Genomic DNA, 16,397 nt, shown 5'->3' on the forward strand with positions numbered 1-16,397 from the left:
GTTCACGCGTTTGCGAAACGGAGTTCGTCATGGAAGCGACGATTCGGGATTTGCGCCTGCACACGACGGAGGTGCTCGCGGATGCCGACCGCGGTGAGCGCGTGACGATCACCCGTCGTGGCCAGGTGCGGGCGGTGTTGATGCGTTGCGAAGACCCTGGAGGAGGCGCGCGACCGTCGCGCAATCCGGCATGCGGCTCATGGCGCGATCGGCACGAGGCGGTGGATGAGCAGGTACGGGGGATGCGGCAGCCAAGGGCATTGCCGTCATGCGCGTCGACACCGATGTGCTGATCTGGAACCTGCGCGGCAATGCGCGGGCCGCTGATCGCTTGGATGGGATGAGCGGTTTCCTCGTTTCTGCCGTCACCTGCATGGAACTCGTGCTGGGGGTTCGCGACAAAGGCGAGTCGCGTGCACTTCGGCAGGCCTTGAACTTCGGGTCGGCGCGGGTCGTGCAGGTAGACGAGGCCATTTCTGCGCGTGCCTGCTTTCTTGTAGAGCAGTTCGCCCTGTCGCATTCCATGCAGTTGAGCAAATGAAAGACCTGACCCCACGGTGTTCCAACCACGACGAGCGCCCAGCGGGCGAGCGCGTCCGCCTCATCGTCGTCCACGCCATCAGCCTCCCTCCCGACGAGTTCGGCGGTCCCGGCGTCGAGCAACTCTTCACCAACACGCTGGATCCCGACGCCCACCCCTACTACGCGACCATCCACCACCTGCGCGTGTCGGCGCACTACTTCATCCGTCGCGACGGACAGACGCTGTGCTTCGTCGACCCCGATCGCCGCGCCTGGCATGCCGGGGTGTCGTGCTGGAACGGGCGCGAGCGCTGCAACGACTTCTCCATCGGCATCGAGCTCGAGGGTTGCGACACGATGCCTTTCGAGCCCGCGCAGTACGAGCGTCTGGCGGCGCTGATCGTCGCGCTGGAGCGGCGCTATCCGATCGAGGCGGTGGTGGGACACTCCGACATCGCGCCCGGTCGCAAGACCGATCCGGGGCCTTTTTTCGACTGGATGCGCCTTGATGCGTTGCGCGAACAGCGCCGCGCAAGCTGCTGATCGGTTGAAACTTCCCGCAAATTCAAGTGTTTCTTGCTGTTGCCCTGGGGGCGTCAGGTTTTGACAATAAACCTGTGAGCGAATACAATCCGCTCCCTGTTGCATTGCAACATTCCTAATCCGATCTCGGTGCGGCGCCTCCTGGAAGGGAGACGCAGTTTCATGGACGCACGCACCGCGGGGCCCGTCGTCTGGTTGCGGCGATGGGTCTTAACACCTACTGGCGACCGAGTACTCCTGCCCGTCGTGCCGGCCAACCCGCCGAGCGACGCGGATGCTGCCCGACAGGGCGGCACCGGGCGGCCCCCACCACAGGGCTCTTCCACGGCAGGACTCAGGCCACAGCATGGAGGACACCATGAAACACGCAACTCGATTCAAGGCGCTCGCGCGTCAGGCGGGCGGCGCTGCGCGCAGTCTGGCGCACGGTGCAGTTCTTTCCGTTGGTCTCATGGGCATGAGCTGGCTCGGCACGCAAGGGGCGGGTGCGGCGGATGTGCGCTACGGCGACGTCCTCGGCCTGCAGGCCGAACCGACCGCTTCCGAACTGGCCATGGCCTCGGTGCTGTCCTTTGCCCCCCGCCGGGGCGAGATGGGCGCTTCGGCTCCCTCCTTCGCGGCCTCGATTCCGTCCCTCGCCGCCTCCACCCGCTTGCACGAGAGCTTGCCGGTGGTCGCGCCGGGGCTGATCGAGCGCAAGGCCGCGCGCGCCGTGGCGGAGCCGATCCCGCCGGTCTTCCATCAGCCTGCGCTGCGCGACATCGCGGCGCTGGTCGACAACCCATTCGAGGACGAGGGCGCGCTCTCGGACGAGATGGAGCGTGTGCGCGACTGGATCGCCGACACCTACCAGGTTTCCGAGGAGACGATCGAGCCCGCGCTGGCCGCGGCCGAGACGCACGCCGAGGAACTCGGTTTCGACCCCCTGCTGATCGTCGCGATCATGGCGGTGGAGTCGAGCTTCAACCATCGCGCGGTCAGCAACATGGGCGCGCTCGGGTTGATGCAGGTGATTCCGCGCTATCACAAGGACAAGATCGGTCCCAATCGCGGCCGCAACGTCCTGTTCGATCCCGAGGTCAATGTCCGCGTCGGCACCCTGGTGCTGCACGAGGGGCTGCAGCGCTACGGCAGCATGCAGCGCGCGCTGCAGTACTACAACGGTGCGCTCAACGACCCGAAGGCACGCTACACGCGCAAGGTCATGGCGCTGAAGAAGCGCCTGATGCTGATCGCCGGCCGCGATCGTTCCAGCGCGGAGCAGGCGAGCTGAGTTCCTGCGCCCTGCAAGCGCGCGGGCGGGGCGTCGGACGGGGGATCGCGACTTGCGTCGCTCCTACGCCGCGCCCGGCGGGGGATCGCGACTTGCGTCGCTCCTACATCGCAGGCGGGGGGGATCGCGACTTGCGTCGCTCCTACATCGCAGCCGGGGCGGTTCATCGCAGCCGGGGCGGTTTCGAGGGCGTGGGGCGTTGCTGCATCCTACGCCGGGGCTCTGCGGGTCTTGCCGTAGGAGCGACGCAAGTCGCGATTCGGGCGCCGATCGAAGTTTGGCGCCGGTCGCAGGCGCCGACCGCCCACCCCTCGGGCGAGCGGCCTCCGGCTCAGCTTCCCAGTCCTAGTCGGCGGATCCGCTCCGCAGCCTCCAGCAGTCGCGCGCCGTGCGTGGTGTACGCGATGCGCAGGTGGCGGCGGGGCAGGTGGTGGCCGAAATCCAGGCCGGGCGTCGCGGCCACGCCCGCTTCCTCGATCATCCGGCGCGCGAGCGCTTCCGAGTCGTCGGCGAGCGCCGACACGTCCGCATACACGTAGAACGCCCCCTGCGGCTCCGCGGCGATGCCGAAGCCGAGCGCGCGCAGCGCCGGCAGCAGCACGTCGCGGCGCTGGGCAAACTTGTGGCGGCGCTCCTCCAGGATCGCGATCGTCGCCGGCGCGAAGGCCGCGAGCGCGGCGTGCTGCGCCGGCGTCGACGGCGAGATGAAGAAGTGCTGGGCGAGCTTCTCGAGCTCGCGCACGAAGCCCGCCGGCGCCACCAGCCAGCCGAGCCGCCAGCCGGTCATGCCGAAATACTTCGAGAAGCTGTTCACCACGAAGACGTCGTCGGCCGCGTTCAGCACCGGGTCGGCAAGTGCGCTGGCCGATTCCACGCCGTAGGTCAGCCCCTGGTAGATCTCGTCGACCAGCAGCACGCCGCCACGCGCGCGGGTGCGCCGGTGCAGCGCGGCGATCTCCGCGACCGAGAGCAGCGTGCCGGTGGGGTTGGACGGTGTCGCCACCATCAGCCCGCGGGTGCGCTTGCCCCAGGCGGCGTCGACCTGCTCGGGGCGGGGCTGGTAGCGGCTCGCGGCATCGACCGCGAGCGCGCGCGCGACCCCTTCGAAGGCGCGGATCAGGTGGCGGTTGGAGGGATAGCCGGGGTCGGGCAGCAGCCACTCGTCGCCCGGATCGGTGGTGGCGGCGAGCGCCAGCATCAGCGCGCCCGAGGCGCCGGCGGTGACGACGATGCGCTCGGGCGCGACGTCGGCGCCGAAGCGGTCGTGATAGAAGCGCGCGATCGCCTCACGCAGCGCCGGCAGGCCGAGCGCCGGGGTGTAATGCACGTCGCCGCCGGCGAGGAAGCGGGTGGCGGCCTCGACCACCGGCGCCGGGGTGCCGAAGTCGGGCTCGCCGACCTCCATGTGGATGATGTCGCGCCCCTGCGCCTCGAGTTCGCGCGCGCGGCGCAGCAGTTCCATGACGTGGAAGGGCTGGATGTCGGCAGCGCGTTGCGAGAGCAGCGTAGAGCGGAAAGTCGGGGAAGCGGTCATTTCGAGTCCGGGGGGCGGTGTGCCTGCGCTGCACGCAGGGCGTCGCGCAGTTGTCGCAAGCGTTTGCGGTCGGGTAGATCGGTATCGCGCGAGGTCTGTTTCGTCATCAGCATGCCGTCGATATCGAGGGTGCGGATCGGGACGCCTTCGAAGACCACCGTCTGGAGGTGTGGGCGAAGCGCTTCGAAGGTGTGGCCCGCCGCGACGAACAGGAGATCGATGCTGATTTCGCCGTCCGCAGCGGTCGAAAAGCCCTGATCCAGCCACTCCTGCCTGAGCTCTCGCAAGACCTCGCGGCTTTCCGGGATCGTCGCCAGTGCGGCCAGCAAGCGCTTGTTGTTCTCGGCCGCGACGGGCAGGAAAAGGTCGATGTCCTTCGTCGCACGCGGAAAGCCGTGCAGGGCCATCGCGATTCCGCCGATCACCGCATACTCGACGCCGTGTTCCTGCAGGGCTCGTGCGACTCGCCGGACGTCGCTGGTCCGTGGAGCCCGTCTCCTTTCAGTGCTCATCACGACGCCGGTCGAGCGCAAGTCGAAGCGCGCGATCGAGTTCGCGCGCCTCGTCGAAGCGCTGCTTTTCTTCGCGGCTGGTGAAGTGGCGCGCCCTCGCCCGGCCGGCGTCGATATCGAAATCGAGCGCGGGGCCGGCAAGCTGCTGGAGCGGGTCGAGGGCCTGCCTGAGCCAGGCGCTGAAGGCAGCGACCGACATGCCCTGAACACGGATTGCCTGCATCAGCTCCTGCTCGCGCTGGTGATGCGACATCGACTCCAGGTCGGCAAAGTGTCGAACCGTCATGATCGTCTTCCCTGGCCTCGGGAGCAGCTAGTCTAGCCTGTCCCCCCAGCCGCTTCAATTTCGGGCTTGAAAAAGAAAAAGCGCCGGACTGCGGCGCTTTTTCGGAGCGGGCAAGCTCAGGCTCAGTCCGCGTTCAGCGCCAGTTCGAACAGCTCGCGCTTGAGCACCAGCTGGCGCGGCAGGCGGTCCTGCAGCTTGTCGAACCACTCCTTGTGCGAGTTCAGCTCGGCACGCCAGGCGTCGGCGTCGACCTTGGTGAGCGCCTCGAACTCCTCGCGGCCGACGTCGGCGCCGTTCCAGTCGAGGTCCTCGAAGCGCGGCATCCAGCCCAGCGCGGTTTCCTTCGCGGAGATCTTGCCCTTGCAGCGGTCGACGATCCACTTGAGCACGCGCATGTTGTCGCCGAAGCCCGGCCACATGAACTGGCCCTGCTCGTTCATGCGGAACCAGTTCACGCAGAAGATCTTGGGGGTGTCCTCGACCACGTGGCCCATGCGCAGCCAGTGGTTGAAGTAGTCGCCCATGTGGTAGCCGCAGAAGGGCAGCATCGCGAACGGGTCGCGGCGCACCACGCCCTGCGCGCCGAAGGCGGCGGCGGTGGTCTCGGAGCCGAGCGTCGAGGCCATGTACACGCCGAAGTTCCAGTTGAAGGCCTGGTACACCAGCGGCACGGTGGTGGCGCGGCGGCCGCCGAAGATGAAGGCCGAGATCGGCACGCCGGCGGGATCTTCCCAGGCCGGATCGACCGACGGGCACTGGCTGGCCGGCGCGGTGAAGCGCGCGTTCGGGTGCGCGGCCTTGCGGCCGGTTTCCTTGGCGATCTCGGGCGTCCAGTCCTTGCCCTGCCAGTCGACCAGGTGGGCCGGGGCCTCCTTGGTCATGCCTTCCCACCACACGTCGCCGTCGTCGGTGAGTGCGACGTTGGTGAAGATGATGTTTTCCTTCAGCGTGGCCATCGCGTTGAAGTTGGTCTTCTCGGAGGTGCCGGGGGCGACGCCGAAGTAGCCGTACTCGGGGTTGATGGCGCGGAACTTGCCGTCGGGGCCGGGCTTGATCCAGGCGATGTCGTCGCCGACGGTGGTGATCTTCCAGCCGTCGAAGGACTTCGGCGGGATCAGCATGGCGAAGTTGGTCTTGCCGCAGGCCGACGGGAACGCGGCGGCGACGTAGGACTTCTCGCCTTCGGGGGACTCGACGCCGAGGATCAGCATGTGTTCGGCCAGCCAGCCCTCGTCACGCGCCATGGTGGAGGCGATGCGCAGCGCGAAGCACTTCTTGCCGAGCAGGGCGTTGCCGCCGTAGCCCGAGCCGTAGGACCAGATCTCGCGCGTCTCGGGGTAGTGCACGATGTACTTGGTGGTCGGGTTGCACGGCCAGCGGCTGTCCTTCTCGCCCTGGGCGAGCGGGGCGCCCACGGTGTGCACGCAGGGCACGAACTCGCGGTCGGTGCCGAGCACCTCGACCGCACCGCGGCCCATGCGGGTCATGATGCGCATGTTGGTGACGACGTAGGGGCTGTCGGAGATCTCGACGCCGATGTGGGCAATCGGGCTGCCGAGCGGACCCATCGAGAACGGGATCACGTACATGGTGCGGCCGTGCATGCAACCCTTGAACAGGCCGTTCAGGGTCTCGCGCATCACTTCCGGGGCTTCCCAGTTGTTGGTCGGGCCGGCGTCCGCCTTGTCCTGCGAGCAGATGAAGGTGCGGTCCTCGACGCGGGCGACGTCGGAGGGGTCGGACCAGGCGAGGAAGGAGTTCTTGCGCTTTTCCGGGTTCAGCTTGATCAGCATGCCGGATTCGACCATCTCGGCGCACAGGCGGTCGTACTCCTCCTGCGAGCCGTCGCACCAGACCACGCGGTCGGGCTCGGTGAGCGCGGCGATCTCGCCGACCCACTTCTTCAGGCCTTCGTGGCGGACGTATTCGGGGGCAGCGGCGATGGCCGCCTGGGCGTGGTTCTGAGACATGTGTACAGCTCTCCCGTGCTGTGATGCGAAACCATTCCCGTCGGTCGGCCATCGTTGTTGCAGGGGCTGCCTGGCCGGCGGGCTGCATGGGCGCCCGTGGCGGGCGCTCCGACTTCCGCTCGCGAGCGCCACTCGGGCAGATCGCCAACGGTTGAGCCCATAATTATGCCATGGTCGGCACGCGGCCATGAATGCGATCGTAACGATCGGTGTGATGCAGTCCGCCTGCCGCGACGGACCCTCACGGGCGCGGTATACGTAATTTTCACATCGCAGATTTTGTTTTCGTAATGCGAAAATAAGCGGGTCCGCGGTATGCTTGTGCCGTTGACGCGCGGCGCGCCGGCATGGCGCCCGTCCCACACCCAAAAGACCAAGGAGGAAGACCATGGACGAGCTGATCCGCAGTGCGGCCCTCGACTACCACCGCTACCCGCACCCGGGCAAGATCTCGGTGACCCCGACCAAGGTGCTGTCCAACCAGCGCGACCTGTCGCTGGCCTACTCCCCCGGCGTGGCCGCGGCCTGCGACGCGATCGTCGAGGACCCGGCGCAGGCCGCCGAGCTCACCGCGCGCTCCAACCTGATCGGCGTGGTCACCAACGGCACCGCGGTGCTCGGCCTGGGCAACATCGGCCCGCTCGCGGCCAAGCCGGTCATGGAAGGCAAGGGCGTGCTGTTCAAGAAGTTCGCCGGCATCGACGTCTTCGACCTCGAGATCGACGAGCCCGACGCCGACAAGCTGATCGACATGATCGCCGCGCTCGAGCCCACCTTCGGCGGCATCAACCTCGAGGACATCAAGGCGCCCGAGTGCTTCTACATCGAGCAGAAGCTGCGCGAGCGCATGAAGATCCCGGTCTTCCACGACGACCAGCACGGCACCGCGATCGTGGTCGGCGCCGCGGTGTTGAACGGCCTGCACCTGCAGGGCAAGGACCTGAAGAAGGTCAAGCTGGTCACGTCCGGCGCCGGCGCCGCGGCGCTCGCCTGCCTGGGCCTCCTGGTCAAGCTCGGCGTGCCGGTCGAGAACATCTGGGTCACCGACATCGAGGGCGTGGTCTATGAAGGCCGCACCGCGCTGATGGACCCGATCAAGGCGCGCTACGCCAAGAAGACCGACGCCAGGAAGCTCGCCGAGGTCATCGAGGGCGCGGACGTGTTCCTGGGGCTGTCGGCCGGCGGCGTGCTCAAGGGCGAGATGGTGGCGAAGATGGCGGCGAATCCGCTGATCCTCGCGCTCGCCAACCCGACCCCGGAGATCCTCCCCGACGAGGTCAAGGCGGTGCGCAGCGACGCGATCATCGCCACCGGCCGTTCGGACTATCCGAACCAGGTCAACAACGTGCTGTGCTTCCCGTTCATCTTCCGCGGCGCGCTCGACGTCGGCGCGACCACCATCACCGACGAGATGCAGCTCGCCGCGGTGAAGGCGATCGCCGAACTCGCGCGCGTGGAGCAGAGCGACATCGTCGCCGCCGCCTACGGCGAGAAGGTCGCCGGCTTCGGTCGCGAGTACATCATCCCGCGCCCCTTCGACCCGCGCCTGATCGTCAAGATCGCGCCCGCCGTGGCCGAGGCCGGCATGGCCTCGGGCGTGGCGACGCGTCCGATCACCGACTGGAACGCCTACCGCAGCCAGCTCAACAACTTCGTCTGGCACTCCGGCCTGATCATGAAGCCGGTGTTCGCCGCCGCACACAAGAACCCGAAGCGGATCATCTTCTCCGAGGGCGAATCCGAGAAGGTGCTGCGCGCGGTGCAGCAGGTGGTGGACGAGGGCCTGGCGCGTCCGATCCTCATCGGCCGTCCCGAGGTCGTGGCCAAGAACATCGAGCGCTTCGGCCTGCGCCTGGCCGCCGAGCGCGACTTCGAGCTGGTCAACCCCGACTCCGACCCGCGCTTCAACCAGCTCTGGCAGCACTATCACGGCCTGATGGAGCGCCGCGGCGTATCGGTGGAGTACGCCAAGAAGGAAGTGCGCCGCCGCACCACGCTGATCGGCGCGCTGCTGCTCAAGTTCGGCTACGGCGACGGCCTCATCTGCGGCACCTACGGCATGCACCGCCTGCACCGCGAGTTCGTCGAGGACGTGCTCGGCCGTCGCGAGGGCGTCGATCACCTGTACACGGTGAACCTGCTCAGCCTGCCGGGCCGCACGCTCTTCCTCGCCGACACCTACGTCAACTACGACCCCACGCCCGAGCAGGTGGTCGAGATGACGCTGCTCGCCGCCGAGGAGATGAAGCGTTTCGGCATCGAGCCGCGCATCGCGCTGCTGTCGCACTCGTCCTTCGGTTCGGCCGATTCGCCCACCGCCGAGAAGATGCGCACGGCAATGCGCATGCTGCACGAGCACCATCCCGAGCTGCAGGTGGAAGGCGAGATGCACGGCGACTCGGCGCTCGACGCCCGCCACCGCCTGCAGATCTTCCCCAACGCGAAGATGCGCGAGGACGCCAACCTGCTCATCTTCCCCACCCTGGACGCGGCCAACATCGCCTTCAACCTGCTCAAGAACGCGGCCGGCAGCGGCATGACCGTGGGCCCGATCCTGCTCGGCGCGGCCAAGCCGGTGCACATCCTCACCCCCTCCGCCACCGTGCGCCGCATCATCAACATGACCGCGCTCACAGTGGTCGAGGCCGGGCAGGCGGGCTGAGCGAAGCCGCGCCCGCCGCCCGATCGCGACTTGCGTCGCTCCCACCGCGCCGGTTTTCCGTGGGAGCGACGCCAGTCGCGATCGCGGCGCTTCCGCACCGACCACGCCCCTCGCCACCGCACCGCCCGATCGCGACTTGCGTCGCTCCCACCGCGCCGGTTTTCCGTGGGAGCGACGCCAGTCGCGATCGCGGCGCTTCCGCACCGACCACGCCCCTCGCCACCGCACCGCCCGATCGCGACTTGCGTCGCTCCCACCGCGCCGGTTTCCCGCCCGATCGCGACTTGCGTCGCGCCTACCGCGCCGGTTTTCCGTGGGAGCGACGCCAGTCGCGATCGCGGCGCTTCCGCATCGACCACGCCCCTCGCTACCGCACCGCGCCCGCGCATTCCTTCCTTGTCCGGTCGGCCTGCGCTGCGCGAAGCTGACGCCATCCCATGGCCGGAGGCGGGCGGATGAGCGCGGACGAAGGGCGGGCGGCGTTGGTGCTGACCGGGGGTGGCGCGCGCGCCGCCTACCAGGTCGGCGTGCTGGCTGCGGTCCGCGAACTGCGCGGCAAGCGCCCCGGCAACCCCTTCCCGATCCTGTGCGGCACCTCGGCGGGGGCGATCAACGCGGTCGCGCTCGCCGTGCACGCGGGCGACTTCGGCCGTGCGGTGCGGCACATCCAGCGCGTCTGGCGCAGCCTGCACGTGGATCAGGTGTACCGCGTCGATCCGCTCACGCTCTTCGGCAGCGGCCTGCGCTGGGGCGCGGCGCTGTTCGGCGGCTGGCTGGTGCGGCAGACGCCACGCTCGCTGCTCGACAACACGCCCTTGCGCGGCCTGCTCGAGCGCGTGCTCGACTTCCCCGCGATCGAGGCCGCGATCGGCCGCGGCGACCTGCGCGCGCTCAGCGTCACCGCCTCGGGCTATTCCTCCGGCGAGAGCCTCGCCTTCTTCCAGGGCGCGCCCGAGCTGCAGCCCTGGCGGCGCGCGCAGCGCCTGGGCGTGCGCGCCGAGCTCGACGTCTGCCACGTGCTGGCGAGCGCGGCGCTGCCCTTCGTCTTCCCCGCGGTGAAGATCCATCGCGAGTATTTCGGCGACGGCTCGATGCGCCAGCTCGCGCCGGTGAGCCCGGCGATCCACCTCGGCGCCGACCGCATCCTGGTGATCGGCGCCGGACGCACCGCCGAGGAGGGGAGAGTGCGTGCAGCGGGCGGCTACCCGTCGCCGGCGCAGATCGCCGGCCACGCCTTGTCGAGCATCTTCCTCGACACCCTCGAGGTCGATCTCGAGCGCCTCGCGCGCATCAACGACACGGTGGGCCGCCTCGACGAGGCCCGCCGCGCCGAGGCGGGGATCGCGCTGCGTCCGCTCGAGTGCCTGGTGATCCAGCCCTCGCAGCGCCTCGACATCATCGCCGCGCGCCATGCGCACAGCCTGCCGGCACAGCTGCGCATCGTGCTGCGCGGGCTGGGCACCTTTCGCCGCGAGGGCTCGACCCTGCTCTCCTACCTGCTTTTCGAACCGAGCTTCACGCGCGCGCTGATCGAGCTCGGCTATCATGACGCGATGACGCGCGCCGGCGAACTGCGCCGCTTCCTGCGCATCGACTCCTGACCCGGGGCGGGGGTGGCGAGCGGACTCGCCGGCGACGCCGCTGCGGGAGTAGAATTCCGCCAGAGTTGGAAACAACTTGAAATCCATTTCGTATCTGCCTATTTTTTAAAGCAGAACGCCTCGAATCCGCCTTCCACCGCTCTCCGTCCCGTCGCCATCATGAAAGTTCGCCCCCTGATCGCCGCGATTGCCGCGATGTTCGCGCTGCAGTCCGGCATGGCCATCGCAGCCCCGAAGGCATCCGGCAAGGCTGCGACGAGCAAGGTTTCCAAGCCGGCCGCGAAGAAGGCCGCGGCCACCGCCCCGGTGCGCAAGGCCGCCGTCAAGCCCGCGCCGAAGAAGGGCGTCGTGGCCAAGGCCACGGCGTCCGACACCAAGGCGGCCCGTTCCGCCAAGGCTGCGACCCGTGCGTCCGCCAACGCCCGCGGCAAGGCGCCGACGATGCGGGTGAGCCTGCGCAAGCCGGCGGTCGCCGCCGCCGCGCTCGCCGCCCCCGCCGCGGTGCTCGCCGACGAACCGGATACCCCGGTCGCGCTCGACGGCAGCGGCATGCCCGTGCTCGCTTCGAACGCCTTCTACGTGATCAACCAGCGCACCGGCGAGGTGCTGCTCGAGCGCAACGCCACCGAAGTGTTGCCGATCGCCTCGATCACCAAGCTGATGACCGCGATGGTGGTGCTCGATGCGGGGCTGAGCCTGTCCGAGCCGATCGAGATCAACGACGCCGACATCGACCAGCTCAAGGGCACCGGCTCGCGGCTCGCGCTCGGCACCACGCTGTCGCGCGAGGAGATGCTGCAGCTCGCGCTGATGTCGTCCGAAAACCGCGCGGCCTCGTCGCTGGCCCGCCACTATCCGGGCGGCGAGGCCGCCTTCGTCGACGCGATGAACGTCAAGGCTCGCCTGCTCGGGCTGTGGAACACCCGCTTCCATGACAGCACCGGGCTCAACCCGGCCAACGTCTCCAGCCCGCGCGACCTCGCCAAGATGGTCGCAGCCTCGGCCTCCTACCCGCTGATCCGCGAGTTCTCCACCGCGCACGAGCGCTACGTGCCGGTGCACGGCCGCATGCTGCGCTTCGGCAACACCAACTCGCTGGTGCGCAGCCCGGAATGGACGATCAGCGTGTCCAAGACCGGCTACATCTCCGAGGCGGGGCGCTGCCTGGTCATGCAGACCTGGCTGCACCAGCAGCCGGTGGTCATGGTGCTGATGGATTCCTCCGGCCGCTACACCCGCACCGCCGACGCCAAGCGCGTGCGCAAGTGGCTCGAACAGACTGCTCCCCAGCGCCTGGCGGCCGCACCGCAGGGCGCGGGCGGCTGAGCTTCCCGATTACGCAGGTCGAACGACGCGGGGCCGCCCGGTGGGGCAGGCCCCGCGTCGCGTTTGGTCTGATCGAGCGCACTGCCGCTGCGGGTGCGGCATCGGCGCCCGTCGCGGGTGCTCCGTGGCGACCACGACTGCAGGGCGGTTGATCTTCGTCAATGGAGCCGGGCAGGGCGCTCACTAAGCTCGCGGGTTCCGACCCCGAACCCACCAGAGAGGATCTCCCCATGGGTGCTGCCCTGCCCGAAACCGCCCCGAGCCGCCTGTTCCTGTCCGGCAACGAGGCCGTGGCGCTCGCCGTGCGCGACGCCGGCTGCCGCGTCGCCGCCGCCTATCCGGGCACGCCGGCGACCGAGATCCTCGAGGAGCTGTCGCGCTTTCCCGACCTGTACACCGAATGGTCGGTGAACGAGAAGGTCTCGCTCGAGGTCGCGCTCGGCGCCTCGATGGTGGGCGCGCGCGCCTTCTGCGCGATGAAGCACGTCGGCCTCAACGTCGCCGCCGACGCGCTGATGACCATGACCGTCACCGGCACCGAAGGCGGCCTCGTGATCGCGGTCGCCGACGACGTCGGCATGTCCTCGTCGCAGAACGAGCAGGACTCGCGCTTCTGGGCGCGCTTCGCCCACCTGCCGCTGTTCGAGCCCGCCGACGCGCAGGAGTCCTACGACATGGCGCGCGAGGCCTTCGCGGTGTCCGAGCGCTTCCGCTGTCCGGCGATCGTGCGCCTGACCACCCGCATCTGCCACGTCAAGGGCCGCGTCGTCGCGGGCGAGCGCGAGGCCCACGAGCCCGCCGGCTTCGTCAAGGATCCGCAGCGCTGGGTCATGGTGCCCGGCCACGCCAAGCCGCGCGTGGCGCTGATGTACGAGCGCGAGGAGGCCTTGCGCGCCGCCTCCGCGCAGAGCCCGTTCAACCTGCTCGTCGAGGGCAGCGACCGCCGCATCGGCTTCGTGACCTCGGGCCCGGCCTACATGCACGTGCGCGAGACCTTCCCCGACGCGCCGGTGTTCAAGCTCGGCCAGTCCTACCCGCTGCCGCTCGAGCGCCTGCGCGAGTTCGCCGCCGGCGTCGACCAGCTCCTGGTGGTCGAAGAGACCGAGCCCCTGGTCGAAAGCGAGCTGCGCGCCGGCGGCATCGCCTGCACGGGCAAGGACGTGCTGCCGCGCGTCGGCGAGCTCTCGCCCGACCGCCTGCGCCCGGCCGTGGCCCGCCTGCGCGGCGAGGAAATCCCAGTCACCGCGCAGCCCCGCCTGGTGCCGCAGCAGGTCTTCCCGCGCCCGCCCACCATGTGCGTCGCCTGTCCGCACCTGGGCATCTATTACACCCTCGCGCAGCTGCGCAACCTCACCATCTCGGGCGACATCGGCTGCTACACCCTGGGCGCCGGCCACCCCTGGAACGCGCTCGACACCTGCATCTCCATGGGCGCCTCGATGGGCGTGGCGCTCGGCATGGACAAGGGCCGCGGCCAGGCCGACGCCAAGAAGGCGGTGATCGCCGTGATCGGCGACTCCACCTTCATGCACATGGGCATGCAGGGCCTGCTCGACATCACCTGGAACCGCGGCAACGTCACCGTGCTGCTGCTCGACAACCGCGCGGTGGGCATGACCGGCGGCCAGGACAACCCCGGCACCGGCCGCGACATCCACGGCGAGAGCGCGCAGCGGGTCGACTTCGCCAAGCTGTGCGAGGCGCTCGGCGTCAAGAAGGAGCGCATCCACACGCTCGACCCCTACGAGCTGCCCACGCTGTTCAAGACCCTGCGCGAGGAGATCAAGATCCCCGAGCCCTCGGTGATCATCACCGACCGGCCCTGCGTGCTGATCGACCACTACAAGCCCACGCAGCCCTACAAGGTGATCGCGGACAAGTGCACCGGCTGCGCCAACTGCATCGACGTCGGCTGCCCGGCGATCCACGTCACCCGGCGCGAGACCCAGGTCAAGCCCTCGGGCAAGGAAGTCGAGCTCGCCTTCGTGCGCATCGAGACCTCCGCCTGCACCGGCTGCGGCCTGTGCGTGCAGCCGTGTGCGCCCGAAGCCATCGTCCATGCCCTGCCGGAGCATCCGGTGAAGTTCCTGCACGCCAAGGTCTGAGGAGGCCGCCATGACCATCACCAACATCGCGGTTTGCGGAATCGGCGGCCAGGGTGTGATGACCGCCACCGAGATCCTCGCCGAGGCGGCGCTGTCGCTCGGCTTCGACGTCAAGAAGACCGAGGTCGCCGGCATGAGCCAGCGTGGCGGGGTGGTGACCTCGCACCTGCGCTTCGGTCCGCAGGTGCTGTCGCCGCAGATCATGCCGGGCGAGGCCGACCTGCTCGTCGGCTTCGAGGCCGCCGAGGCGCTGCGCTGGGCGCACATGCTCAAGCCGGGCGGGATCGCGCTGGTCAACCAGGGTCGCTTCGTGCCGCCGGTGGTGACGATCGGCCTCTACGACTACCCCGAGGACCCGATCGGCGAGATGCGCAAGCTCGGGCTGGCGGTGTTCGATTTCGACGCCAGCGCGCTCGCGCTGCAGCTCGGCAACATCCGCCTCGGCAACACCGTGATGCTCGGCGCCATGTCCGACCGCCTGCCCTTCCCGGCCGACGTGCTGCGCAACGCGGTGCTGGCGCGCTTCGGCGCCCGCAAGCCCGAGCTGCTGGAGCTCAACCGCCAGGCCTTCGAGCTCGGCCGCGCCGCAGTCGCCCAGCCCGCCCCAACCCCGGCCACCGCCTGACCCATCGCGGCGCGCAACGCATCCGGCTATCGGTGTCTTGCCGTGGGAGCGACGCAAGTCGCGATTGCAGCCGCATCCGGCCTTCGGTGTCTTGCCGTGGGAGCGACGCAAGTCGCGATTGCAGCCTTTCCGCCTCGACCACGCCTGTCGCAGCCGCAGCGCAGGATCGCGACTTGCGTCGCTCCCACATCCCACCCCGGGCGCCGTGGTTTTCCCACCTCCCACCCCGGGCACCGTGGTCTTCCCGCACCGGGCCTCGGCGCGTCGGTGTTCGGTCGCAACGCATCCGGGTGTCGGCGTTCGCGCAACGCGTCCGGGTGTCGGCGTCTTGCCGTGGGAGCGACGCAAGTCGCGATTGCAGCCTTTCCACCTCGACTTCGGTGTCTTGCCGTGGGAGCGACGCAAGTCGCGATTGCAGCCTTTCCACCTCGACCACGCCCGTCGCCGCCGCGGCGCAGGATCGCGACTTGCGTCGCTCCCACATCCCACCCCGGGCGCCGTGGTTTTTCCACCTCCCACCCCGGGGGCCGTGGTCTTCCCGCACCCGGCCTCGGGGCATCGGTGTCCGCGTGCAGACCTTGCGGCCGTCGCCGCTGCGAGGGGGGCTGCCCGCAAGCGGGCTTATCCCGTCTTTGGCGGAAGGTGGCCGAGGGCGCGGGAGATCTCGTCGGCGGTCTCGCGCACCAGTGGGGCCCAGTCGGGGTTGAAGCGTTCGGAAGGGGTCGATAGCGACAGGCCGGCGATCAGCTCGCCGCTGTCGTCGCGGATGCCCGCGGCGATGCAGCGCACGCCGGCCTCGACCTCGTCGAGGTCGAAGGCCACGCCGTGGCGGCGCACGCGGTCGAGCTCCTTCTCCAGCGCCGGCAGCGCGGTGATCGAGGCCGGGGTGGAGGCGGGCAGGGCGGTGCGGCGGGCGTAGTCGCGGATGCGCTCGAGGCCGTCCTCGACCAGGAAGAGCTTGCCGGTGGCGGTGGTGTGCAGCGGCGCGCGCGCGCCCACGATGTGCACCACGCGCACCGAGGCGCGCCCGCTCGAGGTGCGCTCGACATACACGATCTCGTCGCCGGCGCGCACGCCCAGGTTCACGCTCTCGCCGGTGGCGGCGTGCAGCTTGAGCATGTAGGGCATGGCGGTCTCGCGCAGCGAGATGCGCGACTTCACCAGGCTGCCGAGCTCGAGCAGGCGGATCCCGAGCCGGTAGGCGCCGGCCTCGGAGCGCTCGACAAAGCCGCTGTGCGTCATCGCGCCGAGGATGCGGTGCGCGGTCGACGGATGCAGCCCGGTCTCGATCGCGAGCTGCTTGAGCTGGACCGGATCGGCATGTTCGGCCAGCACGTCGAGCAGCTTCATCATGCGTTCGATGACCTGGATCGAGGTCTTGCCTTCGGCACTGGGGGCGGATTCGGTCTTCTTCGGCTGCACGGAGGTTCGGGGAAGG

Annotated in this window: 14 protein-coding genes; 9 read left to right on the forward strand and 5 right to left on the reverse strand. The window is 69.2% G+C overall.

What is annotated here, in order from left to right:
- The first annotated feature begins 29 nt into the window (after positions 1-29).
- From TMZ1T_RS20480 to TMZ1T_RS05320, 4 genes are all read left to right on the forward strand, one after another.
- Entirely contained in the window at positions 30-293 is a 264-nt protein-coding gene (locus TMZ1T_RS20480; RefSeq protein ID WP_012584839.1) for a type II toxin-antitoxin system Phd/YefM family antitoxin, read from the forward strand.
- On the forward strand, positions 269-541 hold the full coding sequence (locus TMZ1T_RS05310; RefSeq protein WP_012584840.1) for a PIN domain-containing protein: 273 nt from the start codon (positions 269-271) through the stop codon (positions 539-541). Before TMZ1T_RS20480 ends, TMZ1T_RS05310 begins: the two co-directional genes overlap by 25 nt.
- On the forward strand, positions 538-1,065 hold the full coding sequence (gene ampD, locus TMZ1T_RS05315; protein ID WP_012584841.1) for a 1,6-anhydro-N-acetylmuramyl-L-alanine amidase AmpD: 528 nt from the start codon (positions 538-540) through the stop codon (positions 1,063-1,065). Before TMZ1T_RS05310 ends, ampD begins: the two co-directional genes overlap by 4 nt.
- A 358-nt stretch (positions 1,066-1,423) precedes the next feature.
- Positions 1,424-2,338, forward strand: coding sequence for a lytic transglycosylase domain-containing protein (locus TMZ1T_RS05320; RefSeq protein WP_012584842.1), 915 nt, complete (start codon positions 1,424-1,426; stop codon positions 2,336-2,338).
- Between the two features lie 331 nt (positions 2,339-2,669).
- On the opposite strand, the gene TMZ1T_RS05325 is transcribed toward TMZ1T_RS05320, so the two are convergent.
- The 4 genes from TMZ1T_RS05325 to TMZ1T_RS05340 form a co-directional block, all read right to left on the reverse strand.
- Positions 2,670-3,872: a pyridoxal phosphate-dependent aminotransferase gene (locus TMZ1T_RS05325; RefSeq protein ID WP_012584843.1), complete on the reverse strand. Its 1,203-nt coding sequence runs from the start codon at positions 3,870-3,872 to the stop codon at positions 2,670-2,672.
- Positions 3,869-4,384 carry a nucleotidyl transferase AbiEii/AbiGii toxin family protein gene (locus TMZ1T_RS05330; protein WP_012584844.1) on the reverse strand — a complete coding sequence of 172 codons (516 nt, stop codon included), beginning with the start codon at positions 4,382-4,384 and terminating at the stop codon, positions 3,869-3,871. The genes TMZ1T_RS05325 and TMZ1T_RS05330 overlap by 4 nt, the downstream gene beginning before the upstream one ends.
- A complete protein-coding gene (locus TMZ1T_RS05335; RefSeq protein WP_004303936.1) occupies positions 4,374-4,670 on the reverse strand; it encodes a hypothetical protein in 297 nt (98 codons plus the stop codon). The genes TMZ1T_RS05330 and TMZ1T_RS05335 overlap by 11 nt, the downstream gene beginning before the upstream one ends.
- A gap of 122 nt (positions 4,671-4,792) precedes the next feature.
- A complete protein-coding gene (locus tag TMZ1T_RS05340; protein WP_004303938.1) occupies positions 4,793-6,640 on the reverse strand; it encodes a phosphoenolpyruvate carboxykinase (GTP) in 1,848 nt (615 codons plus the stop codon).
- A gap of 388 nt (positions 6,641-7,028) precedes the next feature.
- Here TMZ1T_RS05340 and TMZ1T_RS05345 point away from each other — a divergent pair, with 388 nt between their 5' ends.
- The 5 genes from TMZ1T_RS05345 (at position 7,029) to TMZ1T_RS05365 (ending at position 14,959) form a co-directional block, all read left to right on the forward strand.
- Positions 7,029-9,302, forward strand: a complete 2,274-nt coding sequence (locus TMZ1T_RS05345; RefSeq protein ID WP_012584845.1) for an NADP-dependent malic enzyme — start codon at positions 7,029-7,031, stop codon at positions 9,300-9,302.
- A gap of 455 nt (positions 9,303-9,757) precedes the next feature.
- A complete protein-coding gene (locus tag TMZ1T_RS05350) occupies positions 9,758-10,903 on the forward strand; it encodes a patatin-like phospholipase family protein (protein ID WP_004303940.1) in 1,146 nt (381 codons plus the stop codon).
- 159 nt (positions 10,904-11,062) lie between these two features.
- A complete protein-coding gene (pbpG, locus tag TMZ1T_RS05355) occupies positions 11,063-12,229 on the forward strand; it encodes a D-alanyl-D-alanine endopeptidase (protein ID WP_004303942.1) in 1,167 nt (388 codons plus the stop codon).
- Positions 12,230-12,459: 230 nt separating this feature from the next.
- Complete coding sequence (locus TMZ1T_RS05360; protein WP_004303943.1) at positions 12,460-14,334, forward strand: thiamine pyrophosphate-dependent enzyme; 1,875 nt, start codon at positions 12,460-12,462, stop codon at positions 14,332-14,334.
- Between the two features lie 10 nt (positions 14,335-14,344).
- A complete protein-coding gene (locus tag TMZ1T_RS05365) occupies positions 14,345-14,959 on the forward strand; it encodes an indolepyruvate oxidoreductase subunit beta (protein ID WP_012584846.1) in 615 nt (204 codons plus the stop codon).
- Positions 14,960-15,580: 621 nt separating this feature from the next.
- Here TMZ1T_RS05365 and TMZ1T_RS05370 read toward each other — a convergent pair.
- The gene (locus tag TMZ1T_RS05370; RefSeq protein WP_012584847.1) at positions 15,581-16,381 is read right to left on the reverse strand and encodes an IclR family transcriptional regulator; all 801 of its coding nucleotides are present in this window, start codon (positions 16,379-16,381) and stop codon (positions 15,581-15,583) included.
- Positions 16,382-16,397: the final 16 nt, after the last annotated feature.

The sequence above is a fragment of the Thauera aminoaromatica genome, assembly GCF_000021765.1.
Classification (GTDB): domain Bacteria; phylum Pseudomonadota; class Gammaproteobacteria; order Burkholderiales; family Rhodocyclaceae; genus Thauera; species Thauera aminoaromatica.